This is a genomic window from Micromonospora sp. SD19 (assembly GCF_054462275.1).
This window is the reverse complement of record NZ_JBTLMN010000007.1, coordinates 170,038-191,243: the sequence shown is the minus strand read 5'-3', so window position 1 is coordinate 191,243 and position 21,206 is coordinate 170,038. Positions and strand designations below refer to the sequence as shown.

Here is a 21,206-nt window from a genome sequence, read left to right as displayed (position 1 = left end):
GACCCACCACCGGCGGCGTCGCGCCGCTGCCCGGACCACACCCTTCGGGGTACGCCCCGCGACACGTCCATGACGAGTTCGCCGGGACGGTCGTCGTTAAGGTGTCCTCGTGAGTGAGCGAAGCGGAACGGCCGCGTGAGCGTTCAACCTGGTTGGTACGTCGACCCCGCCGACACCGAGACCCGGCGTTACTGGGACGGCGAGGGTTGGCTCGGCGCGCCCATCCCCGTCGACGCGACCCCGCCGGACGGCCCGCCGCCACCCGAGCCACCACCCGCGCCGGTCGCCCCGGCCGAGCCCGCGACGTCGGCAACCCGCGACGCGGCGACCGCCGCGCCGGGCTGGCCGCCGCAGCAGGGCCCACCCCCCGGGTACGGCCCGCAGCAGGGCCCACCCCCCGGGTACGGCCCGCAGCCGGGGCACGGCCCGGGTTGGGGACCCCAGGCCGGCCCACCCGGTTGGGGACCGCAGGCCGGGCCACCCGGATGGGGACCGCAGGCCGGCCCACCCGGATGGGGACCACAGGCCGGTCATCCTGGCTGGCCCGGACGGCCGCCCGAGCCACGACCGCACGGCCACCGGCTGGCCGGCTACGGCCGTCGGCTCGCCGCCCGGGTGATCGACTTCGGCCTCGTCTTCGCCCTGAACGTGGTCGTCAACGGCTGGTTCGTCTGGCGCTGGGCGCAGGAGTGGGCACCGTACTGGCAGGAGGTCTTCCGGCGCGCGGCGCGCGGCGACACCTCCGCCGAGGGCCTTCCGCTCCCCAGTGAGCAGTCCAACTCCCTCCTGGTGGCGATCCTGCTGATCGCCACCGCGCTCTGGCTGGCGTACGAGGTGCCCGCCATGGCCGCCGGTGGGCAGACCGTCGGCAAGCGGATGATGCGGATCCGGGCGGTGCCGATCGCCGCCGACCAGCCGCTGGGCTTCCGCCGGGCGTTGAGCCGGTGGAGCACGCTGGGCCTGCCGACGCTGCTCTGGTACTGCGCCGGGCTCGGCCTGGTGCTGCAGCTGGTCGACGCCCTCTCCCCCCTCTTCGACCACCCGCTGCGCATGGCGCTGCACGACAAGCGCGCGCAGACGGTGGTCGTCGAAGTCCCCAACCGGCCCGATTCCGCCCCCTCGAACGACCGCAACCAGCCCCCGGGAGACACCCCATGACCGACTCCGGACGTCACCAGCCGGCACTGCGGCTGACCCGCGCCGACCTGGACGCGCTGCCCAACTACGTGCCGGGGCGCAGTCCTGCCGACCTGGCCCGCGAGTTGGGCCTGCCGGAGGCCATCAAGCTGGCCAGCAACGAGGTGCCGTACGGCCCGCTGCCCGGCGTGGTGGAGGCGGTCACCGAGGCGATCACCACGTCGCACCGCTACCCGGACATGGGCGTTGTCGCGCTGCGGGACGCGTTGGCCGAGCGGTACGGCGTCGACGCCGACCGGATCGCCACCGGCTGCGGCTCGGTGGCGCTCGCCGAGCACCTGGTGCGGGCCACCTGCCTGCCGGGTGACGAGGTGCTCTACTCGTGGCGGTCCTTCGAGGCGTACCCGATCATCGTGGCGACCAGCGGCGCGACCAGCGTGCGGGTGCCCAACGACGCCGGGCACGGGCACGACCTGGCGGCGATGGCCGCGGCGGTGACCGACCGAACCAGGGTGATCTTCGTCTGCAACCCGAACAACCCCACGGGTACGGCGGTGCGCCGGGCCGAGTTGGACCGGTTCCTCAACGGGGTGCCGGACGACGTGCTGGTGGTGATCGACGAGGCGTACCGGGAGTTCGTCACCGACCCGGAGGTGCCGGACGGTCTCGACTACCTGGACCGCCCCAACGTGGCGGTGCTGCGCACCCTGTCGAAGGCGTGGGGGCTCGCCGGGCTGCGAATGGGCTGGCTGGTGGCCCAGCCGGTGGTGGCCGCCGCCATCCGCAAGGTGGCGACCCCGTTCTCCAGCAGCACCGCGGCCCAGGCCGGGGCGCTGGCCGCGCTGGCCCAGGCGACGGAGATGGAGCGCCGCTGCGCCCTGGTCGTCGCGGAGCGGGACCGGGTCACCGAGGCGCTGCGCAAGTTCGTGCCCGAGGCGCCGACGAGCCAGGCCAACTTCGTCTGGCTGCCGTTGGGCGAGCGGGCCGTGGCGTTCGGCAAGGCGTGCGAGTCGCGCGGGGTGATCGTGCGGCCGTTCGCCGGGGACGGCGTCCGGGTCACCATCGGCACCCCGGCGGAGAACGACGCGTTCCTGGCCGCTGCGGAGACGGCGCTGACCTGAGGACCGACCGGCCATCTGTGACCAATTAATGACTGATGGACGTTTTGTCCGGTTTGCTCCATTTTTTGCCCTATCTTCCGAAGTAGTCGACCCGCCGAGGATCGCGTCGACTCACTTCGAGAACGGGGTAAAACACGTGCGTACTGCCAAGATCTGTCTGGCCGGCGCGGCCGCCGCGGCGATGGTCGGCTTCCTCGCCGCTCCGGCCGCCGCCGCGCCCGACGACACCACCGCCACCACGTTCGAGGTGCTCGCCGGCACCCTCGACATCGTCGCGCCGACCACCGCCGACCTTGGTACTGGTGCCCCCGGTGGCACCATCACCGGGCAGCTCGGCACCGTGACCGTCGACGACTCCCGAGGCTCCGCCGACGCCTCCTGGGTCGCCTCGGTGACCTCGACGGTCTTCCAGACCGGCGGCGGCTCGCCGCCCGAGACGGTCCTGCCGGCCGAGATCGACTACTGGTCCGGTCCGGCGACGGCGACCACCGGTGACGGCACCTTCACCCCCGGGCAGACCACCGCCGGCGACGCCGCACCGCTGGACAGCGTCACCCTGCTCACCGCGTTCACCCACAGCGGCGGCACCGGCGGCAACACCGCCAGCTGGAACCCCACCCTGGTGGTCAACGTCCCGCTGGACAGCATCGCGGGCGTCTACACGGGCACGGTGACACATTCCGTGGCGTAGCCGCCGGGGGCGGTCGACCATCGCGGTCGCGCTCGCCCTGTTCTGCCTCGCCGGTCCGGGTCTGTCGACCCGGGCCGGCGCGGTCGAACCGGATGCGGGTTCGGACGACGGCACCATCGGGATCCGGTTGCTGGAAGCCCCGACCGAGCGCCGCGCCGACCCCCGGGCTCTGCGCTACATCGTCGACCACCTACCGCCGGGGACCACCATCAAGCGGCAACTGCTGATCGTCAACCGCACCGACCAGACCCGTCGGGTCGACGTGTACCCGGCGGCCGCGACAGTGGAGGGTGCGGCGTTCCGCTTCGGCGAGGGCCGCGCCGAGAACGAGCTGACCTCCTGGGTCACCCTCGACGAGCGCTCCGTCCAGCTGGGACCGCGGGGCGAGACCCGGGTCCGCGCGACCGTCACGGTGCCGCCGGCTGCCTCCCGGGGCGAGCGGTACGGGGTGATCTGGGCGTCCACCACCTCGACCCCCCGAGCCGGCGGCGAGATCAGTCAGGTCCACCGGGTCGGCGTCCGGATGTACCTCGACGTCGGGCCCGGCGGCGAACCCGCCTCCGACTTCTCGATCGGCGAGGTGCGCCCGGCCCGCAGCCCCGCCGGCGAACCATCGTTGACCGTCCAGGTCACCAACACCGGAGGCCGTGCCATCGACCTGACCGGCGCGGTCGCCCTGGCCGACGGCCCGGCGGGCAGCCGGGCCGGCCCGTTTCCGGTCGGGCAGGGCGTCACGCTGGCGCCGGGCGCGTCCGGGCAGGTCATCGCCCGGTTCCCGGCCGCGCTGCCGAACGGCCCCTGGAAGGCGGAGGTGAACCTGGAGAGCGGTCTGGTGAAGCGCGGCGTCACCGCGCAGATCACCTTCCCCGACCCCGGTCAGGTCGGAAAGCAGGGCAGCGTCGTCTCCCGGATCGTTTCCGGGTGGACGGTGGCGGCGGCCGTCGCGGGGCTGCTGCTGGTTGTCGGCCTCGCAGTGCTGGTCCGCCGCTCGCGCCGGTCCGATCGGCCAGCCAGCAGCGAGCCGAGGGAGCGCGTCCCGGCCGGTCGTTGACCCCGCACCACAGCCCGCCCTTCGCCGAAACCCGCCCCTCGCCGAGGCCGTCAGCCCGGCCGCCGCCGGCCAGGCCCGTCAGCCCGGCCGGTCAGCTCGGTCGGCGGCGGCGGGCGGCGAACCAACCGATGACGATCAGGGCCGCGCCCAGCACGGCGAGCGGCAGCGCCGACCCGCCCGATCCCGTGACCGGCAGCTCGCCGTGACTGGGCGAGGGTTGCGGTGGTGCCGTCGGCGTGGACGTGGGTGGCGGCTGCGGGGTCGGCGACGCCGGCAGGATCTCGAAGGTGACGCCGGTACCTCCGGACGGCTCGGGCCGCGCGACGCTGAACCCGGGTACCGAGGCGGGTTCCGCAGCCAGCACCGGCGACACCGCCAGCGTCAGGCTCGCGGCGGCGGCGAGCGCGCCGCCCACGAGGTAGTTGGCTGCTGTTCTGGCCATGCGCCGACCCCTTCCACCGGAAATCTGAACCGTGAAAAACATACCCTTTTCGGACAAAGAGGTAGAACGGTTCACGATTCCGTGGTCGAAGACGCCACCATCAGGTGGCGGCCAGGATCACCGCCTCGCCGGTGTAGTAGTAACGCCGGTCGTCGCCGTCGGGGTCGACCGGGTTACGGAGCCGCTCGACCGCGACGAACCCGTCCTCGGCCGTCACCGCACCGGGCGCCCAGCCGGTGCCGTCCGAGCCGACGTTGAGCACGAAGCGCGACAACTGCCTACCGGTCACCGGGTCCACAGTCACCAACTCGCTCGCCTCGGTCAGCAGGTGCACCCGGCCCGGCTGCGCGGCCAACACCCGGGCCACCCCCAGGCCCGCGGACCGCCACAGCTCGCTGCCCGTACGCGCCGATCGACCCACCACCACCCCGTCGAGTACGGCGACCGACTGCTCACCGACCAGCACCGCACCGGCCGGGTCCAGCGCGGGGGCGGCGACCGGCTGGCCGGCGTCCACCAGCCAACCCCGACCACCCTCGTCACCCGGCCCGGCGGTCCGCAGCCCCAGACAGTCCGACCAGCCGGTACGGCAACCGAGCGGCGTCACCACCAACGCGTCCGGGCCGTTCGGCGGTCGCCAACGCTCCCGTACCGCGCCCGTCGCCGCGTCCCGGAACTCGACAGTCGCCGCCCCGGCGCAGGTGTCCAGACCGATCAGCTGCCCGGCGGCGGTGGTGCCGACGTCGCTGCGGCAACTGCCGGGCAGCTCGACCCGCCACAGCTCCCGACCGCCGCTCAGCTCGACCCCGCGCGCCTGGGCGTCCCCGGTCACCACCAGCACGGTCCGCCCGTCGGGGAGGTCGGTGAGCTGGAGCCCTGGCGCATCCCAGACGGTCGCCGCCCCGGTACGCCGCACCAGCGCCGCGCTCTCGGCGGGCTCCGGGCCGTCGGCTCGCCAGAGCACCCCGCCGGTGCGGGCGTCGAGTGCGACGAGTTGCCCGTCGGACCAGCGGCTGACCACCGTGCTGCCGCTGGCCACCACCCCGCTCAGCTCTGCCGGCCACCGCCGGTACGACCAGTAGGGGCTGGTCCGGTATCGCCCGTCGACCGGTCGGTCGGCGTAGACCTGGCGGTGTGCGGCGTACACCCGCAGCCTCCCGTCGACGATCAACGGGGCGACCGGCAACCGACCGATCACTCCGGCAGCCGGTCGGGCCGGGGCCGGGTAGTCGCCCCGCGCCACGGTGCTCACCTCTGCCGGCGCGAGGACCCGGTGGACGATGACCGCGACCGCCGCCGTCGCGAGCAGCGCCGCGACCGCGATCACGAGCCGTCGCCGGCCTCTCGGGAACCTCATGCCGCACCTCCGCCCGGCACCCTACCCAGCGGAGGCGGCCGGACCCCGGTCAGGTCGTGGCGGGGCTGCTGGTTGGCGTTCAGGCGGCTTCGACAGTGCCGGTGGCACCGGCCGCGACGGCCAGATCGGCGAGATCACGCCAGAGTGCCGCCTCCACCGCCCGGGCGGCCAGGCCGCCGAGCAGTAGCGCCACCACCCGACCGTACGGAGCGGTCGGCACCGCCTCCTGGGTGACGGTGATCGCTGTGCAGCCCCGGCTGCGGCGACGGACCGGCCGCAGGCCCCAGGTGATGCGATAGTCGGCGCCGGCACCGGAGGAGCAGAGCACCAGTCGTTGCGGCGCGAGTGCCTCCACCACCAGGAACTCCTCGGTGAGCGTGCCGCCGCCCGGCTGGACGCGCTCCTCACGCCAGGAGGTGCCCGGACCGAACGGGCCGGGGGTGAGCACCTCGATCGGGCCGGCGGCGGTCAGCCGCGCGGCGCGGCCGGGCAGGTCGGTCAGCAGACGCCAGACGTCGACAGTGTCGGCCTCGATGATCCCGGTAATCGCCACCGTCGACATGCCACCCTCCCGTGTCCCCGACGGTACGCGGAGTGAGGGCCGGACGGGGCCCCCGGGACGGAATTTCCACCTCCCGGGGGCGATGCTGTCCGATTGGGCGGTCGCTTCGGCACCGGTCGTCGTCGACCGGTGCCGAAGCGCCGGTCAGCGCTCGAAGCGACCGGCCCGAATCGCGCCGATGAACGCTGTCCACCCCGGCGGGCTGACCGCGAGTGTGGGGCCGGCCTGATCCTTGGAGTCGCGGACCCCGACCAGACCATGGACATCGACCAGGTTGTCCGCCACTTCCACGCAGAGCCCCTGGTCGTTTGAGCGGCTACTGGTACGCCAGACCGCGCCCGCAAGATCGTGCATTGTCGTTACCTCCGTGTGCGTCGGGATGCCCACCGCTGGCGGCCGGGTGGAGCCCGGCTTGGATTGCGCGGTGTGGCAACGGAATCCGGACGATCAACGGGTCAACAAGGGCCGGTGATCGCACAGCCGGTGCGATCACGGGTCCCGTGCACGAGACGGATGGCGGGTGCCCGCTCAGCGGGCCGGACGAACCGTGCCGGATACCTCACCGAGGGCGATGGTGGTGCCGTCCGGGCCGGGGGCGGTGGCCGTGATGGTCACCGTGTCACCGTCGTCGAGGAAGGTGCGGCTCTCGCCGCCCACAGTGACCGGCTCGGCCCCACCCCAGGTCAGTTCCAGGAAGGACCCGACCTGTCCCCGCTCGGGCCCGGAGACGGTGCCGGAGGCGTACAGGTCACCGGTGCGCAGCGAAGCCCCGTTGACGGTGAGGTGCGCCAACTGCTGTGCGGGGGTCCAGTACATGGTGGCGAGCGGTGGCTCGCTGACCCGCTCGCCGTTCCACTCGACAGCCAGTCGGAGGTCCAGGCCCAGGTGCGGCACGTCCCGCAGGTAGTCGACGACCGGCGGGTCCTGGTCGGGAGCGGGCACGAAGGCGTCGCCGAGCGCGTCCAACGGCGTCACCCAGGCCGAGACCGAGGTGGCGAACGACTTGCCGAGGAACGGGCCGAGGGGTTGGTACTCCCAGGCCTGGATGTCCCGGGCGGACCAGTCGTTGACCAGCACCACCCCGAAGACGTGCTCGGCGAAGTCGTCCACGGAAACCCGATCGCCCAACGCGCTGGGTACGCCCACCACGAAGCCAACCTCGGCCTCGATGTCGAGGCGTACCGACGGGCCGGTGACCGGGCCGTCGGCGGAGGCCCGCTGCCCGGTCGGCCGGGTCACCGGCGTGCCGGAGACGACAACGGTGCCGGCCCGACCGTGGTAGCCGATCGGCAGGTGCTTCCAGTTCGGCAGCAGCGGCGGCTGGCCGGGGCGGAAGATCTGCCCGACGTTCGCGGCGTGGTGCTCGGAGGAGTAGAAATCGACGTAGTCGGCCACCTCGATGGGGAGCAGCAGCTCCACGTCGTCGAGGGGCACCAGCAGCGGCTCCACGGCGGCCCGGTGCGCCGGGTCGGTCAGCAGCTCGGTGATCCGCTGGCGTACCGCCGTCCACTGCGGACGTCCGAGCGCCATGAAGTCGTTGAGCACGGGCCGGCACAGCGCGCCGGCGGCCAGCACCAGCTCGGCGGCCTCCGCAGCGGCGAGGTCGAGGACCCAGGACCCGATCCGTACGCCGATCCGCGCCGGACCGCCGTTCTGTCGGAACACCCCGTACGGCAGGTTCGTCACCCCGTACGGCGAACCGTCGGCGCCGGTCACCCAGGTCATGCGTCGTAGCCCCCGTTCACCAGCCCCAGCCGGATCAGATCGGTCAGTGGTTCCAGGATGCTGCACGAGCCGAAGCCCACCCACAGCGGGCGGGGCGCGTCCAGCCGTGCCGTCGCGCGCTCCACCAGGGGCCGCGGGTCGACAACGGTCAACAGCTCGGCGACCGAGCGCACCCCGTCACCGTCGGCGGCGGCCAGTGTCGCGGCCAGCACGTTGGCGTAGCCGTGGTGGGTGAACCCGGTCTCCGGGTCCAGGTGCCGGATCGCCTGGTGCAGGCCGGCGGTGAGCTTGAACGGCAGGTCCCGGTCCCGGCAGGCGCAGATCACCGTGGCCAGCTCGGTCGGCGTCGGGAAGAGTTCGGCGGCCAGGCCACCGGTGCGGAACTTGGCCGCGACGGGCACCCCGTCGGCCCGCGCGGCGACGAGCGCGTCCAGCGCACCCATCAGACCGAAGGTCAGCGGCAGTTCGGCGTAGATGGCTTCCACACCGGCCAGCTCGCCGGTCAGCCGCAGCAGCTCGGCGATGCCGGGCAGGGGGTCCTCGCCGCGCTTGGCGACCGCCACCTCGACCTGACGCGCGGTGACGCCGTCCGGGGCGAGGAACGACAGCGCGAACGGCAGGTTCCCGATCCCGGTGTCACCGATGACGCCGACCACCAGGCCCTCGCCCGGGTCGACGAGCCCGCTCAGCTCGCCGGCCGCCACCGTCGAGGCGGGGACCAGCAGCGGTCCGACCAGGTCGGCGTACCAGGCGGCGCGGTGCTGGCGGTGGGCGGCCAGGGCGTCGGGCAGCGTGGCGCTGCCCGGAGGGAAGACGGCGGCGTCGTCCACCAGGCCGGTCAGGAGTGCGGGCACCTGCGTTGACACGGAACAAGAATGTACGGGACGCTACGAGGAACGGACAACAGCGTCCGATTATCGGACGCCTTCGGCCGGTGGACGGAACCCCTCGGGAGGCGAGATGCCGTATTACCGCAGCGTCGGCGAGGTGCCGCGCAAGCGCCACACCCAGTTCCGGCAGCCCGACGGCAGCCTCTACGCCGAGGAGCTGATGGGCCAGGAGGGCTTCTCCTCCGACTCGTCGCTGCTCTACCACCGGCACGCGCCCACCGCGATCCTGGCCGCCGACGAGTTCACCCCGCCCACGTTCACCCGGGCACCGAACCTGCCGCTCAAACCCCGCCACCTGCGCACCCACAAACTGGACACCGGCGGCTCCGACCCCATCCTCGGCCGGCAGTACCTGCTCGCCAACGACGACGTCCGGATCGGGTACGTCCTCGCCGACCGGCCCTCACCGCTGTTCCGCGACGCCACCGGCGACCACTGCCTCTACGTCGAGGCCGGCACGCTGCGGGTCGAGTCCCCGTTCGGGGTGCTGGACGCGGTCGCCGGCGACTACGTCGTCATCCCCACCTCGACCATCCACCGGCTGGTGCCCACCGGCGACCAGCCCGTCCGGCTGCTCGCCGTCGAGGCGTCCGGGCACATCGGCCCGCCCAAGCGCTACCTCTCCGTACGCGGCCAGTTCCTGGAGCACTCGCCGTACTGCGAGCGGGACGTCCGGGGCCCCGACGCCCCGCTGCTCGTCGACGGCGAAGAGGTCGAGGTGCTCGTCCGGCACCGGCGCGGTTGGACCCGCTACGTCTACGCCAACCACCCGTTCGACGTGGTCGGCTGGGACGGGCACCTCTACCCGTGGGCGTTCTCCATCCACGACTTCGAGCCGATCACCGGCCGCATCCACCAGCCCCCACCGGTGCACCAGACCTTCCAGGGGCCCAACTTCGTCATCTGCTCGTTCGTGCCCCGCAAGGTCGACTACCACCCACAGTCGATCCCGGTGCCGTACAACCACCACAACGTCGACTCCGACGAGATGCTCTTCTACACCGGGGGCAACTACGAGGCACGGCGCGGCTCCGGCATCGAGCAGGGCTCGATCTCGCTGCACCCGTCCGGTTTCACCCACGGCCCCCAGCCGGGTGCCGCCGAGCGTTCCATCGGCGCGGACTACTTCGACGAGTTGGCCGTCATGGTCGACACCTTCCGCCCGCTGGATCTCTGCGACGCCGCCAGCGCCTGTGAGGACGAGGGGTACGCCTGGACGTGGGCGCGTCGCGCCTAGCGGACGGCGGTTCGGGTGAAGACGGCGAACTCGGCAACCGCGGTGACGGCGATGGCCAGCACCAGGGGCCACGGTGAGCCGACCATGGCGTACACCAGCAGCAGCAGCGGCGCGGCGGCCACGGCGTAGATCGCCAGGGCCATCGTGCGGTCCGCGCGCAGCAGAGCGGGCAGGACGCTCCGGGTCAGCCCCGGCAGCCGGGCACCGAGCTGCCAGACGACGATGCCCCCGGTGAGCGCGGCGAGCACCGCCAGGATGCGGGAGAACCCGTCGCCCGCCGACGCCGCGAACGCGACGAGCACCGCCGCGACCAGCGACCAGCCCGCGCCGTAGAGCACCAGGCGGTGCAGCCCGTACGCGAGGGTCCGTGGCGAGTCGATCCGGCTCGGGCTGACCGTCACCGCCTCGGCGATGTGCGCCAACGCCTCCGACCAGCGGCGCTGCTCCAGCCGCATGACCCCCACGTCGTGGCCGGCCTCGGCGATCCGCGGGTCGAGCCGCAGCGCCTCCCGGTAGGCCCGCTCCGCCAGGTCGAACAGGTTCAACCGGGCGGCGACCAGGCTGAGCACCAGGTGCGCCTGCGGCTCCTGCGGGGCCAGCTCGACACCACGCCAGGCCGCGTTCAGCGCCGGCTGACCGTTGCGGGCGCCGGCCAGGATCGCCGCCGCGCTCCGCTGGGCGTACGCGTCGGTCGGGCCGAGGGCGAGGATCCGGTCGGCGGTGGCCGCCGCCTCCGCGTAGCGCTCCAGATCGGCCAGCGCCATCCCCCTGGCGACCAGTGGTGGCACCGCCTCCGCCGCGACGGCCACTGCCGTGTCGGCGGCGGTGAGCGCCTCGGCCGGGCGGTCGGCGGCCAGGTGCACCCGGGCCAGCATGGTGAGCGCGTCCACGTCATCCGGCTGGAGGGCCAACCCGTAGGCCAACTCCCCCGCCGCCTCGTCGTAGCGGCCCAGCTCGGCGAGGAGTTGGGCCCGCTGGACGTAGCCGTCGGCGGCGGACTGGTCGGGGGCGGGGTCGCTGGACATCGCGGCGAGCCTAGGCGGCCGGAGCGTCGTACACCAGGGCCACCGCGATCCCGGCCAGCCCTTCCTCACGACCGGCGAAGCCGAGCCCGTCGGTGGTCGCCGCCGAGACGGTGACCGGGGCGCCGACCGCGGCGGAGAGGACCTCCTGCGCCTCCGCGCGGCGCCGGCCGATCTTGGGACGGTTGCCGATGACCTGCACCGACACGTTGCCGATCTCCAGGCCGACGGCCCGCACCCGGCGGGCCGTCTCGGTCAGCAGCGCCACCCCGGACGCGCCGGCCCACTCCGGCTGGTCAACCCCGAAGGCGGAACCGAGATCACCGAGACCGGCGGCGGAGAGCAGCGCGTTGCAGGCGGCGTGCGCGACCACGTCGGCGTCCGAGTGCCCGGCGAGGCCGTCCTGGTCGGGCCAGAGCAGCCCGGCCACCCAGCACGGCCGGCCCGGCTCGAACGCGTGCACGTCGGTCCCGATGGCCACCCGAGGAACGATCATGATCAGAGGGTACGCGTCAACCGGTCGTGGCAAGCAGATGCTCCGCCAGGGCCAGGTCGAACGGTCGGGTGATTTTCACTGCGTACTCCGAGCCGGGCACGCAGCTCACCTCGACACCCTGCTTCTCGACCAGCCCGGCGTCGTCGGTGAGGGAGTCACCGGCAGCGGCGTGCGCGGCGCTGAGCACGGCCCGGCGGAAACCCTGCGGGGTCTGCACCGCCCGCAGGGCGGACCTGTCGACGGTGCCGAGCACCACCTCGCCGGCGCCGACCTCCTTGATGGTGTCGACGACCGGCAGGACCGGGATCACCGCGTCACGCCCGCTCCGGACCGCCGCCGCGACGGATTCGACAAGCTCGGGCGGGGTGAGCGCCCTGGCGGCATCGTGCACCAGGACGATCGTCGGGCCGGCCGGCACGGCGGCCAGCGCGGCGGCGACCGACGCCTGCCGTTCCGCCCCTCCGGGCACCACGATCACCGGCGCGACCGGGGCCAACAGCTCGCGGACGGCCTGCACCTCGGCGGTCGGCGCGGCCACCACGATGGTGTGCACGGAGGGCGCGGCAGCCAGTCGACGTACGGCGTGCACCAACAGCGGCTCACCGGCGAGCAGGCGCAGCGCCTTGGGTCGGCCGGGGCCGAGCCGTACGCCGGCACCCGCCGCGGGCACGAGGACCGCGACGTCACCGCGCGGATTGAGCTGCGCGGTCACGTCGCGGTCCTCGGTGGTTTCTTCACTACGAAGTGGGTACGACGATGCTGTGCGGACTAGGCCTCGGTGAGGACCTTGTCGAGCAGCGTCTCCGCCTCATCCTTGGTGCTCTTCTCAGCCAGCGCGACCTCGCCGACGAGAATGTCGCGGGCCTTGGCGAGCATCCGCTTCTCGCCCGCAGAGAGGCCCCGCTCCCGCTCCCGGCGCCACAGGTCACGCACGACCTCGGCGACCTTCAGCGGGTTGCCGGAAGCCAGCTTTTCCAGATTGGCCTTGTAACGCCGCGACCAGTTGGTCGGCTCCTCGGTGTGCGGAGCCCGCAGAACGTCGAAGACCTTCCCGAGGCCCTCTTCGCCGACCACCTCACGGACGCCCACGATCTCGGCGTTCTCGGCCGGCACCCGGACCGTCAGGTCACCCTGCGCGACCCTCAGGACGAGGTATTGCTTAGGCTCGCCCTTGATGACCCGAGTCTCGATTGCCTCGATGAGTGCGGCCCCGTGGTGGGGGTAAACAACGGTCTCGCCGACACTGAAAACCATAGGTTCGAAACCCCTTTCGCTGTGTCTAGGGTAACACGCTCAGGCACCGATGTCTCACCGATGTCCTGACCGTTGGCGCAGCTCAGGGGCCCTGTGAGAGGTCTTGCTTCAGCTTGACAGGCGGTCAAACCGATGGTTCGAACACGCTCCGTAACGCGCAAATGACTGCCCGGTACGGGTGAACAGAACGTCGAGATCAAGGGCTATGCGCTCCTCCCATGGTAGCCCGGCCAGCCGGACCGCGCCCAGATGTAGCGGGAGGAGCCCCCGGTGCGCGACCCTGGAGACCGAGCCGCACTCAGCTCTCGAGACGCTTCCAGGAGGTCCGATGGGCAAGCCGGACGCAGAAGGTAACGGGCCAGCCGACGGCCTGCCCGGCCTGCCTCCCGAATGGGGCCGGGTGGTGGTCCCGGACGACGCCTCCGCGCTGGCCGCCGAGGCGGCCCAGGTCCGCCGTGAGCTCCGTCGGGCCAGCGGCCTCCCCGGCGGTCACCGGGCTCTGGGGCTGCCGCTGCTGGTCCTGCTGGTGGCGGTCGTCACCACGCTGGCCGGCCTGCTGGTGGTCACCTGGCCCCGGGCCAACCGCGGCACCGAGCGCCCGAGCCCGACCCCCTACTCACCACCGGCCAGCCTGACCGGGCAGGCGCTGCCCGCACTGGACCTGGTCGACGCCCAGGACGCACCAGTGCCACTGCGCGGCCTGCTACCCGCCATGATCATCCTGTTGGACGGCTGCCCCTGCCCGGACCGGGTCAGCGAGGCCCTGGCAGCAGCACCCGCCGACGTCTCCGTGGTCACCGTCACCGCAGGGCGCAGCGCCCCGGCCGGGCCGACCACCCAGCGGCAGGCGCACGTCCTGGCCGACCCGGCCGGCGGGCTGCGCTCGTTCCTGGGTCAACCGGCCCGGCCCGGCACCGCCACCGCCCTGCTTGTCAACAGGGCCGGCACAGTGACCCGGGTCCTGCCCGACCTGGGCACCGTCGAGTCCTACCGGAGCGACCTGAGCGCCCTCACCGCCTGAGCGCCGGATCTAGCGGGGCAGCGCGACGAGCCGCACCTCGATGTCTATGGGCCGGTCGACGGCCGACAGCGACACCAGGAACGACCCGTTTTCGGACAGCACCTCGGCAGTGGCGATCGTGCCGTCGCAGTCGATGCGCGACTCGCCGGCGATCCTGGCCCCGGCGCTCGTCACGACCATCGTGCCGAGCCGGGTGCACCGGTACTGGAGCAGGTAGCGGTCGGCGCCGTTGCCGGCCTGCCGGGTCACTTCCTGACCAGGAGCCAGCTCCCGCTCCTCCCGCCAGATCGTCTCGTGGAACTGTGGCAGTTCACCAGCAGGGGAGAGCACTGCGGGGCCGCCCTCGGTCTCGGTGGGCGAGCCCGTTGCCGGGTCGAGCACCGCCCACGCGCCGTTCCGCCCCCGGGTAATCTCGCCGCTGTCCGGGTCCAGCCGCACCGTCACCCGCTCGTCGGGCTCCGCCCCCGCCATGGCCCGCTCCAACGGGGTGCTGACGCTCTGCTCGGCCCTCGGCGCCGCCGAGGGAGTGGCAGCCGCCCCGGCCGTCGACGACGGTTCGGCAGCGTGCCACCACCAGCCACCGACGACCAGGACGGCCGCCGCGGCGCCGAACAGCACCACCGAACGCAGCCGATCGCCCAAGGTCGCATCCACGGCACGAGCGTACCGGTCGGAGGTTCAGTCCTGTCGATCGAGAAGGGCGGCGTACAGGGTGAGGCCGGGGCCGAAGGCCAGCATGACGATGCGCCGGGCCGCCGGTGTCGCCCGGCCCAACCGGTCCAGGATCAGCAGCACCGTCGGCGACGAGCAGTTGCCGTGCTCGTCGAGCGTCGCCCGGGACGCCGCCAGCCCCAGCGGGGGCAGCGCCAGCTCCCGCTCGACCACGTTGAGGATCCGCGGCCCGCCCGGGTGCACCGCCCAACCGTCCACCTCGGAGCTGGTGACGCCGTGCCGGGCCAACAGCTCGTCGACGAGCCCACGGACGTGCCTGGACAGCACCTGCGGCACCTTCGGCGACAGCCCCATCCGGAACCCCGCGTCGGTGACGTCCCAGGTCATGTGATCGGCGGTCGAGGTGTCGGTGACGGCGGTGACCTCGCGCACCGCGTACCCCGGGCCGCCCGGCACGACCACGGCGGCGACCGCGGCGTCCGAGAAGAGCGCGTGGGAGACGATCTGCTGGGTGTCCACCCGGGCGCTGGACGGCTGGATGTGCAGGCTGGTCAGCTCCGCGCAGAGCAGCAGCGCCGGACGCCCCCGGGCGGTGACGAAGTCACTCGCCGCGCCGAGACCCGGCAGTGCCGCGTAACAACCCATGTGGCCGATGACCATCCGCTGGGTGTCCGCGGCCATGCCCAGGTCCCGGGCGAGCAGGATGTCCAGCCCCGGAGTGGCGTACCCGGTGCAGGAGCAGACGATGAACAGCCCGATGTCGCCGGCGCTCAACCCGGCGGCTGTCAACGCGCGGCCCACCGCCTCCTTGCCCAACGGCAGCGCCTCCACCTGGTAGCGGCGCATCCGGCGCTCGGTCGGCCAGTCCGAAACGTCCTCCAGCAGCGGGTTCACCGCAGCCTGCCGCCGGGTCACCCCGGAGTTGGCGAAAATTCGCTGCGCCAACGACCGGGTGGTGCCGGAGAAGTGCCGGGAGAAGAAGCCCTCCCACAACTCGTCCTGCGAAGCGGACGGCGGCTGCGCTGTCCCGAGCCCCGCGATCACTGGTACGGACACGATCCCCACCTCTCGTCAGATGCTGTCCTCCCCCTGGCCGTCCCACCAGCCACCCCGGCTGGTCGTTCTCCCGTACGAGCCCGGTGGCGCGGGCTCACCAACGTGGTGCCGATCCGTCACGATCCGGGTCGCCACCCAGTGCGGCGATGCCGAGCCAGTCGGCGCAGACATCCGACGTGGCCGGGTGCAGTGACCCGCAGCGGGCATCGCGGTAGAGCCGCTCCAGCGGATGACCACGGCGGGTCGCCGAGGTGCCCGCCGCCTCCAACACCGACGCCGCCACCTCGGCGGCTGTGGTGCCGGCCAGCAGCTTCGCCCGCCACACCCACCGGTTGGTCTCCTCGTCACCGGGCGCCTCGTCCACCCGGCGGGCCGCCTCCGCCACCACCAGCTGCGCGGCGGCCGTCGCCGCGTCCGCCCGACCCAGCCGGGCCCGCACCGCCGGCAGACCGGCCAGATTGCGGGCGTTGAGGTGCTCGGCCGCCGCGTCGATCGCCGCGCGGGCCACCCCCACGTAGACCGCCGCGTAGCTGGCCACCAGCCAGTGCGGCATCAGTTGGGCGACCACCAGCGCCAGCCCTTCCACCCCACCGAGCAGCCGGTCGGCGGGCACGCTGACGTCCAGGTGCAGGTCGTGGGAGGAGGTGGCGCGCATGCCGAGCGAATCCCAGGTCGGCTCCACTGTCAGCCCGTCACCGGCCGGCACCAGGAACTGGGACACCACCGACTGGTCGGCAGAGCTGCGTGCCGCCACCAGGTAGCCGTCCGCGTGCCCGGCACCGGAGCAGAAGGTCTTGCTGCCCTTGAGCTGCCAGCCCCCGTCGACCGGCGTGTACGAGGTGCTCAGCTGGGACAACCGCGCGCCCGCGCCCCGCTCGCTCATCGCGACCGCGTACCAGGAGCCCTGCGCCGCCGCGCTGAGCAGCCGGTCGCGGGCGGCCAGCGCCTCGTCCGGTACGCCCAGCGCCTCGGCCAACTCCTCGGTGACCGCACCGAGCGCACCGGTCACCGAGGCGTGCATGTTGAACACCAGGGCTGTCGCACCGTTGCCTCGGGCAAGCTCAGTGGCCACCGCGGCGTACTCGGCGAAGGTGGCGCCCAGCCCGCCGAGCGCCCGGGGCACCATCAGCCCGAACAGGCCGGCCTCGCGCAGGTCGGCGAAGTCGTCCACAGGGAAGGAACCGTCCCGGTCGTGCTCGGCCGCGCGCGCGGCGAACCGTGGTGCCAACCGGCGAGCTGCCTCAAGCGCGTGCACCGTCATCTCGTCCCCTCCTTGGCGTTCCATACCCCCGCCACGGCCTGACTATCCTTTGCGGACCCCCCGGCCCTGGTAGAGCACGGCGGTGGAGCGGGTCGGCACGATGCGCGGCGCCCGACCGGCGGGCACCGCACCAGGCGTTCCGGTCGCGCGGGCGCGGCGCAACAGCCAGGCGAGCACCCCGCCGACCTGCGGCCGGATGCCGCGCAACCGCAGGTCGACACCGTGCCGGGCGCACTCGGCGACCAGCGCCCGGGCGTCCACGAACAACCGAGGATCGTGAATGCCACGCGGCACCGTCGGCAGCCGTTCGGCGATCCGGACCGCGACGAGCCGGGCCAGCGCCGTGTCGTTCAGGGTGTCCAGCACCAGCACGCCACCCGGGCGCAACAGCCGGCACGCCTCGGCCACCGCCCGTGGCCAATCCGGCACGTGCTCCAGCAACTCGCCGGCGGAGACCACGTCGGCACAGCCGTCGGGCAGCGGAACGGCGGTGGCGTCACCCTGGATCACGCTGACCCCGTGCTCGGCCGCCTGGACGAGTGCCGAGCGGGTCAGATCCACCCCGACGTGGCGGTAGCCCCTGCCGGCCAGGTGCGGCGCGAGCAGGCCGGCACCGCAACCCAGATCGACGAGCACCGCGCCCGCACGGGTGGCCGGCGGCACCAGCGCCGCACGCGCCTCCGCCAACCAGTGCAGCATCGCGAACGCGCCGTCGGGCCGCCACCACTCACCGGCCAGATCGTCGTACTGACGCGGATCGTTTCGCGGCAGCACCCTCGGCCCGGTGGACGCCCCGGCCGCAGCCACGTCTCGCATGGAACCGAGCGTGGCACGACTGCTCGGTAACGACCAGACTTCCCTTATGTCGTCGAGGGTGTTAGGGCTGGTCAGAGCGAGCCATCCGGAACCGGCCGCGGCGGTGACCACGGTGGCCGGTCTGCTGGCGTGGGGAGTGGGCCACCGGCCGGCCGGAATCGTCTCGGTGGTGCTCGCCGTGCTGGCGAGCCAGCTCGCTGTCGGCTGGACCAACGACGCGCTGGACGCCGAGCGGGACGCCACTGTGGGGCGTACCGACAAGCCGGTCGCCAGTGGCGCGGTCGGTCGGCGCGTCACGGCCTGGGCCGCCGTGGTGGCCGCAGTGGCCTGCCCTCTGCTGGCGCTGACCACGAACCCGGCGGCGGCGTTCTGGCTGACCCTCGCCCTGGTCTCCGCCCTGCTCTACGACTGGCCGCTCAAGGCCACCGCGTTCTCGGTGCTGCCCTACGCCGTGTCGTTCGGCGCGCTGCCCGCCTTCGTGGTGCTGGCACTGCCCGGTCAGCCGGCCCCGCCCGTCTGGCTGGTGGCGGCGGCGGCCTGTCTGGGCGCCGGCGCGCACTTCGCCAACGTGCTGCCCGACCTGGCCGACGACGCCCGCACCGGCGTGCGCGGCCTGCCCCACCGGTTGGGCGCCGCCGGCAGCCGGGTGGCCGCGGCGGGTCTCCTGCTCGCGGCGACCGCGGCCCTGGTCCTCGGACCACCAGGGCCGCCGTCGGCGATCGGCTGGGCGGCGGTCGGCACGGCCGCCGTGGTGCCGCCACTGAGCTGGTACGCCGGACGCTCGGCGAGCCGGGCCGGTCAGCGGCCGGTGGCGGCCTTCCGGGCGGTCATGCTGGTGGCCCTCATCGACGTGGTTCTGCTGGTGGCGAGCGGTCGGGTGGTCTGAACGCCACCCGGCCAGGTGGCATTGCCGGGTCCGCGTGCGGGCCTCGATCAGCCCCAACTACCCTGGAGCGCGGTCTGCGCGGGTATGGCCACCGTGCCCGGCGTACGGCCCGGGTGGGGATTGTGACGAGGAGGACCGACGTGACGCGCTCGATCAGGGGATCCCGGCGGGCGGCCCTGTTGCTGTCCGGGATTGCGGCGGCCAGCCTGCTGGCTTCGGGATGCGGCGCCGGTCAGATCGCCGAGACCGCGTTGAAGGAGCCGTCGGTCCAGGGCGTCAACCTCACGACCGACAACGGTTCCTTCTCGGTGCGGGGCCTGCTGGTGGACTACCCGGGCACCGAGGGTTACCGGGCCGGGCAGGACGCCGGCCTCGGCGCAGTGATCTACAACGACTCCAAGGAGACGGTGACGGTCACCGTCACCACCGAGAGCGCCCGCGAGGTGGTGATCAGCGGCGGCTCGGCGAGCCCGTCGCCATCCGCCTCGGAATCCGCCTCGGAGAGCCCGTCGCCGTCCGGTTCGGCCAGCCCGTCGAACTCCACCTCGGGTTCGCCGAGCCCGTCGGCGACGCCGTCCGCCCCGGAGTCGGCGCGGGCGTCCGGTTCGGCCAGTCCGGCCGCTCCGGGCCAGCCGGCCCGGATCGAGCTGGCGCCGTTGAGCTACATCCAGTTCAACTCCGAGGCCACCTCGCAGCTCCGGCTGATCGGCCTGACCGAGGCGCTGCGCTCCGGTCAGAACGTCGTGGTGACCTTCGACTTCGGCAACGGCAACACGGTCACCGGCCAGGCGCCGGTCGCGGTGCCGCTCACCCCGGCGGCCCCTCCGTCGCCGATCATCGAGCGCGAGGGCGGCTACGAGGGCGACGAGGGCGGCACGACCCACGAGTGACCCGTAGCGCACATCGACGAACGCCCCGGCGTGGTGACCACCACGCCGGGGTGTTTTCGTCGTACGCGGGGGCTAGCGTCCTGATGTGACCACGTCCCGATCGACCCCTCCGCGTGGCGGCACGGCCGGTGCCGCCCGTGCTCGGTCCGCCGCCCGCGAGCCGCGTCCGGCCTACCAGTGCGACGCCTGCGGGCACCAGCCGCCCAAGTGGGTGGGGCGCTGCCCGGAGTGCGGCGAGTGGGGGGCGGTGGTCGAGAGCACGGTGACCGGCCCGACCGTCTCCGGTCGGGTGGTCAGCTCCCGGATGCCGGCCGAGCCGGCCCGGCCGATCGCCACCATCAGCGCCGCTCCGGCCCGCGCCCGTCCCACCGGGGTCAGCGAGCTGGACCGGGTGCTCGGCGGCGGCCTGGTCCCCGGTGCCGTGGTGTTGCTCGCCGGCGAGCCCGGCGTGGGCAAGTCGACCCTCCTGCTCGATGTGGCACAGCAGTGGGCGGTCAATGCCGGCAGCCCTTCGCTGGTGGTCAGCGGCGAAGAGTCGGTGAGTCAGGTGCGGCTGCGCGCCGAGCGGATGGGCACCCTGCACGAGCAGCTCTACCTCGCCGCGGAGAGCGACCTGGCCTCGGTGCTCGGGCACCTCGACGCGGTCAAGCCGGGCCTGTTGGTGCTCGACTCGGTGCAGACCATCTCGACGACCGGCACCGAAGGGGTGCCCGGTGGGGTGACCCAGGTCCGCGCGGTCACCGCGGCGCTGGTGTCGGTCGCCAAGGAGCGGGGCATCGCCACCGTGCTGGTCGGGCACGTCACCAAGGACGGCCAGGTGGCCGGGCCTCGGGTGCTTGAGCACCTGGTCGATGTGGTGCTGCACTTCGAGGGCGACAAGCACTCGTCGCTGCGCCTGGTGCGCGGCGTGAAGAACAGGTTCGGCGCGGCCGACGAGGTCGGCTGCTTCGAGATGCACGAGGGCGGCATCAGCAGCCTGGCCGACCCGTCCGGGCTGTTCCTGACCCGCTACGCGGAGCCGGTCCCGGGCACCTGCGTCACGGTGGCAATGGAAGGCCGGCGGGCCCTGGTCACCGAGGTGCAGGCGCTGATCGGCGCGACGGTGGCGGGCTCTCCCCGACGCACCGTCTCCGGCCTCGACTCGGCGCGACTGGCGATGGTGCTCGCGGTGCTGCAACGGCGCACCGAGCGGCTGACCCTGCACGACCGGGAGGTTTTCGCCGCCACCGTGGGCGGGATCCGGGTGGTGGAGCCGGCCGCCGACCTGGCAGTGGCCCTGGCGGTCGCCTCCGGCGGGCTCAACCTGGCGATCGCGCCGCACCTGGTGGCGATCGGTGAGGTGGGGCTGACGGGCGAGGTGCGGCGGGTCGGGGCGGTGCCGCGCCGACTGGCCGAGGCGGCCCGGCTGGGGTTCAAGGTGGCCCTGGTGCCGCCCGGCTGCGGCCCGGCCAGCACCGGCGCCGGGCCCGAGCAGATGCGGGTGACCGAGGTCACCGACGTCCGTTCGGCGCTGCACCATGCGGCCCGTGCGTCCGCCGAGTGACCCACCGTGCCGACGAGGGCGGCGAAACCGGACAGCGGGTCGTAAGCGGGAAACGCCGGAGAGGGCGGCATCGTGA

Annotated in this window: 23 protein-coding genes; 9 read left to right on the top strand and 14 right to left on the bottom strand. The window is 73.3% G+C overall.

Annotation, left to right across the window (positions count from 1 at the left end; all coding sequences use genetic code 11):
• The first annotated feature begins 135 nt into the window (after window positions 1-135).
• The 4 genes from ACX27O_RS22900 (at window position 136) to ACX27O_RS22885 (ending at window position 4,000) form a co-directional block, all read left to right on the top strand.
• Window positions 136-1,158, top strand: a complete 1,023-nt coding sequence (locus ACX27O_RS22900; protein WP_458940052.1) for an RDD family protein — start codon at window positions 136-138, stop codon at window positions 1,156-1,158.
• Window positions 1,155-2,258, top strand: coding sequence for a histidinol-phosphate transaminase (hisC, locus tag ACX27O_RS22895; RefSeq protein ID WP_357635976.1), 1,104 nt, complete (start codon window positions 1,155-1,157; stop codon window positions 2,256-2,258). The genes ACX27O_RS22900 and hisC overlap by 4 nt, the downstream gene beginning before the upstream one ends.
• A 136-nt stretch (window positions 2,259-2,394) precedes the next feature.
• Window positions 2,395-2,949 (top strand): hypothetical protein, encoded by a 555-nt coding sequence (locus tag ACX27O_RS22890; protein WP_458940051.1) that lies wholly within the window; start codon window positions 2,395-2,397, stop codon window positions 2,947-2,949.
• A 127-nt stretch (window positions 2,950-3,076) separates the two neighbouring features.
• Complete coding sequence (locus ACX27O_RS22885; protein WP_458940050.1) at window positions 3,077-4,000, top strand: hypothetical protein; 924 nt, start codon at window positions 3,077-3,079, stop codon at window positions 3,998-4,000.
• 91 nt (window positions 4,001-4,091) lie between these two features.
• Here ACX27O_RS22885 and ACX27O_RS22880 read toward each other — a convergent pair whose 3' ends face one another.
• The 6 genes from ACX27O_RS22880 to ACX27O_RS22855 form a co-directional block, all read right to left on the bottom strand.
• A complete protein-coding gene (locus ACX27O_RS22880) occupies window positions 4,092-4,442 on the bottom strand; it encodes an LPXTG cell wall anchor domain-containing protein (RefSeq protein ID WP_357635983.1) in 351 nt (116 codons plus the stop codon).
• A gap of 100 nt (window positions 4,443-4,542) precedes the next feature.
• Complete coding sequence (locus ACX27O_RS22875) at window positions 4,543-5,799, bottom strand: outer membrane protein assembly factor BamB family protein (RefSeq protein WP_458940049.1); 1,257 nt, start codon at window positions 5,797-5,799, stop codon at window positions 4,543-4,545.
• A gap of 79 nt (window positions 5,800-5,878) precedes the next feature.
• Window positions 5,879-6,361 (bottom strand): SRPBCC family protein, encoded by a 483-nt coding sequence (locus ACX27O_RS22870; RefSeq protein ID WP_357635986.1) that lies wholly within the window; start codon window positions 6,359-6,361, stop codon window positions 5,879-5,881.
• 144 nt (window positions 6,362-6,505) lie between these two features.
• Entirely contained in the window at window positions 6,506-6,715 is a 210-nt protein-coding gene (locus ACX27O_RS22865) for a DUF397 domain-containing protein (protein WP_030327888.1), read from the bottom strand.
• Between the two features lie 174 nt (window positions 6,716-6,889).
• On the bottom strand, window positions 6,890-8,086 hold the full coding sequence (fahA, locus tag ACX27O_RS22860; RefSeq protein WP_458940048.1) for a fumarylacetoacetase: 1,197 nt from the start codon (window positions 8,084-8,086) through the stop codon (window positions 6,890-6,892).
• Window positions 8,083-8,952, bottom strand: a complete 870-nt coding sequence (locus ACX27O_RS22855) for a hypothetical protein (RefSeq protein WP_210864853.1) — start codon at window positions 8,950-8,952, stop codon at window positions 8,083-8,085. Before ACX27O_RS22855 ends, fahA begins: the two co-directional genes overlap by 4 nt.
• A gap of 94 nt (window positions 8,953-9,046) precedes the next feature.
• On the opposite strand from ACX27O_RS22855, the gene ACX27O_RS22850 reads away from it, so the two are divergent.
• Entirely contained in the window at window positions 9,047-10,213 is a 1,167-nt protein-coding gene (locus ACX27O_RS22850) for a homogentisate 1,2-dioxygenase (RefSeq protein ID WP_210864854.1), read from the top strand.
• Here the strand turns inward: ACX27O_RS22850 and ACX27O_RS22845 are convergent.
• The 4 genes from ACX27O_RS22845 to ACX27O_RS22830 are packed head-to-tail and all read right to left on the bottom strand — an operon-like array spanning window position 10,210 to window position 12,985.
• Window positions 10,210-11,238: a tetratricopeptide repeat protein gene (locus ACX27O_RS22845; RefSeq protein ID WP_210864855.1), complete on the bottom strand. Its 1,029-nt coding sequence runs from the start codon at window positions 11,236-11,238 to the stop codon at window positions 10,210-10,212. The genes ACX27O_RS22850 and ACX27O_RS22845 overlap by 4 nt on opposite strands.
• A gap of 10 nt (window positions 11,239-11,248) precedes the next feature.
• Window positions 11,249-11,734 (bottom strand): 2-C-methyl-D-erythritol 2,4-cyclodiphosphate synthase, encoded by a 486-nt coding sequence (gene ispF / locus ACX27O_RS22840; RefSeq protein WP_030327898.1) that lies wholly within the window; start codon window positions 11,732-11,734, stop codon window positions 11,249-11,251.
• A 13-nt stretch (window positions 11,735-11,747) separates the two neighbouring features.
• Window positions 11,748-12,443: a 2-C-methyl-D-erythritol 4-phosphate cytidylyltransferase gene (gene ispD / locus ACX27O_RS22835; protein WP_357635997.1), complete on the bottom strand. Its 696-nt coding sequence runs from the start codon at window positions 12,441-12,443 to the stop codon at window positions 11,748-11,750.
• 56 nt (window positions 12,444-12,499) lie between these two features.
• Entirely contained in the window at window positions 12,500-12,985 is a 486-nt protein-coding gene (locus ACX27O_RS22830; RefSeq protein WP_007073334.1) for a CarD family transcriptional regulator, read from the bottom strand.
• 328 nt (window positions 12,986-13,313) lie between these two features.
• On the opposite strand from ACX27O_RS22830, the gene ACX27O_RS22825 reads away from it, so the two are divergent.
• Window positions 13,314-14,006 (top strand): hypothetical protein, encoded by a 693-nt coding sequence (locus tag ACX27O_RS22825; protein ID WP_400447987.1) that lies wholly within the window; start codon window positions 13,314-13,316, stop codon window positions 14,004-14,006.
• Between the two features lie 9 nt (window positions 14,007-14,015).
• Here the strand turns inward: ACX27O_RS22825 and ACX27O_RS22820 are convergent, their stop codons facing one another.
• From ACX27O_RS22820 to ACX27O_RS22805, 4 genes are all read right to left on the bottom strand, one after another.
• The gene (locus ACX27O_RS22820; protein ID WP_357636003.1) at window positions 14,016-14,660 is read right to left on the bottom strand and encodes a hypothetical protein; all 645 of its coding nucleotides are present in this window, start codon (window positions 14,658-14,660) and stop codon (window positions 14,016-14,018) included.
• A 24-nt stretch (window positions 14,661-14,684) separates the two neighbouring features.
• Entirely contained in the window at window positions 14,685-15,734 is a 1,050-nt protein-coding gene (locus ACX27O_RS22815; protein WP_030327908.1) for a type III polyketide synthase, read from the bottom strand.
• Window positions 15,735-15,828: 94 nt separating this feature from the next.
• Entirely contained in the window at window positions 15,829-16,995 is a 1,167-nt protein-coding gene (locus ACX27O_RS22810) for an acyl-CoA dehydrogenase family protein (protein WP_358127905.1), read from the bottom strand.
• A 42-nt stretch (window positions 16,996-17,037) separates the two neighbouring features.
• Window positions 17,038-17,811, bottom strand: coding sequence for a methyltransferase domain-containing protein (locus ACX27O_RS22805; protein ID WP_358127907.1), 774 nt, complete (start codon window positions 17,809-17,811; stop codon window positions 17,038-17,040).
• Between the two features lie 46 nt (window positions 17,812-17,857).
• Between ACX27O_RS22805 and ACX27O_RS22800 the strand changes: the two genes are divergently transcribed.
• The 3 genes from ACX27O_RS22800 to radA all read left to right on the top strand — a co-directional run bounded on the left by ACX27O_RS22800 (window position 17,858) and on the right by radA (window position 21,130).
• Complete coding sequence (locus tag ACX27O_RS22800; protein ID WP_156057241.1) at window positions 17,858-18,697, top strand: UbiA family prenyltransferase; 840 nt, start codon at window positions 17,858-17,860, stop codon at window positions 18,695-18,697.
• 140 nt (window positions 18,698-18,837) lie between these two features.
• The gene (locus tag ACX27O_RS22795; protein WP_458940047.1) at window positions 18,838-19,587 is read left to right on the top strand and encodes a hypothetical protein; all 750 of its coding nucleotides are present in this window, start codon (window positions 18,838-18,840) and stop codon (window positions 19,585-19,587) included.
• Between the two features lie 85 nt (window positions 19,588-19,672).
• Entirely contained in the window at window positions 19,673-21,130 is a 1,458-nt protein-coding gene (gene radA, locus ACX27O_RS22790; protein WP_030327919.1) for a DNA repair protein RadA, read from the top strand.
• The last annotated feature ends 76 nt before the right edge of the window (window positions 21,131-21,206 follow it).

What these genes read in the sequence shown, in the direction of transcription:
- ACX27O_RS22810 (WP_358127905.1), bottom strand. Translation starts at nt 16,995, where the DNA reads ATGACGGTGCACGCGCTTGAGGCAGCTCGCCGGTTGGCACCACGGTTC.
- ACX27O_RS22880 (WP_357635983.1), bottom strand. Translation starts at nt 4,442, where the DNA reads ATGGCCAGAACAGCAGCCAACTACCTCGTGGGCGGCGCGCTCGCCGCC.
- ACX27O_RS22850 (WP_210864854.1), top strand. Translation starts at nt 9,047, where the DNA reads ATGCCGTATTACCGCAGCGTCGGCGAGGTGCCGCGCAAGCGCCACACC.
- fahA (WP_458940048.1), bottom strand. Translation starts at nt 8,086, where the DNA reads ATGACCTGGGTGACCGGCGCCGACGGTTCGCCGTACGGGGTGACGAAC.
- ACX27O_RS22870 (WP_357635986.1), bottom strand. Translation starts at nt 6,361, where the DNA reads ATGTCGACGGTGGCGATTACCGGGATCATCGAGGCCGACACTGTCGAC.
- ACX27O_RS22830 (WP_007073334.1), bottom strand. Translation starts at nt 12,985, where the DNA reads ATGGTTTTCAGTGTCGGCGAGACCGTTGTTTACCCCCACCACGGGGCC.
- ACX27O_RS22805 (WP_358127907.1), bottom strand. Translation starts at nt 17,811, where the DNA reads ATGCGAGACGTGGCTGCGGCCGGGGCGTCCACCGGGCCGAGGGTGCTG.
- ACX27O_RS22800 (WP_156057241.1), top strand. Translation starts at nt 17,858, where the DNA reads ATGTCGTCGAGGGTGTTAGGGCTGGTCAGAGCGAGCCATCCGGAACCG.
- ACX27O_RS22825 (WP_400447987.1), top strand. Translation starts at nt 13,314, where the DNA reads ATGGGCAAGCCGGACGCAGAAGGTAACGGGCCAGCCGACGGCCTGCCC.
- hisC (WP_357635976.1), top strand. Translation starts at nt 1,155, where the DNA reads ATGACCGACTCCGGACGTCACCAGCCGGCACTGCGGCTGACCCGCGCC.
- ACX27O_RS22845 (WP_210864855.1), bottom strand. Translation starts at nt 11,238, where the DNA reads ATGTCCAGCGACCCCGCCCCCGACCAGTCCGCCGCCGACGGCTACGTC.
- ACX27O_RS22865 (WP_030327888.1), bottom strand. Translation starts at nt 6,715, where the DNA reads ATGCACGATCTTGCGGGCGCGGTCTGGCGTACCAGTAGCCGCTCAAAC.
- ACX27O_RS22875 (WP_458940049.1), bottom strand. Translation starts at nt 5,799, where the DNA reads ATGAGGTTCCCGAGAGGCCGGCGACGGCTCGTGATCGCGGTCGCGGCG.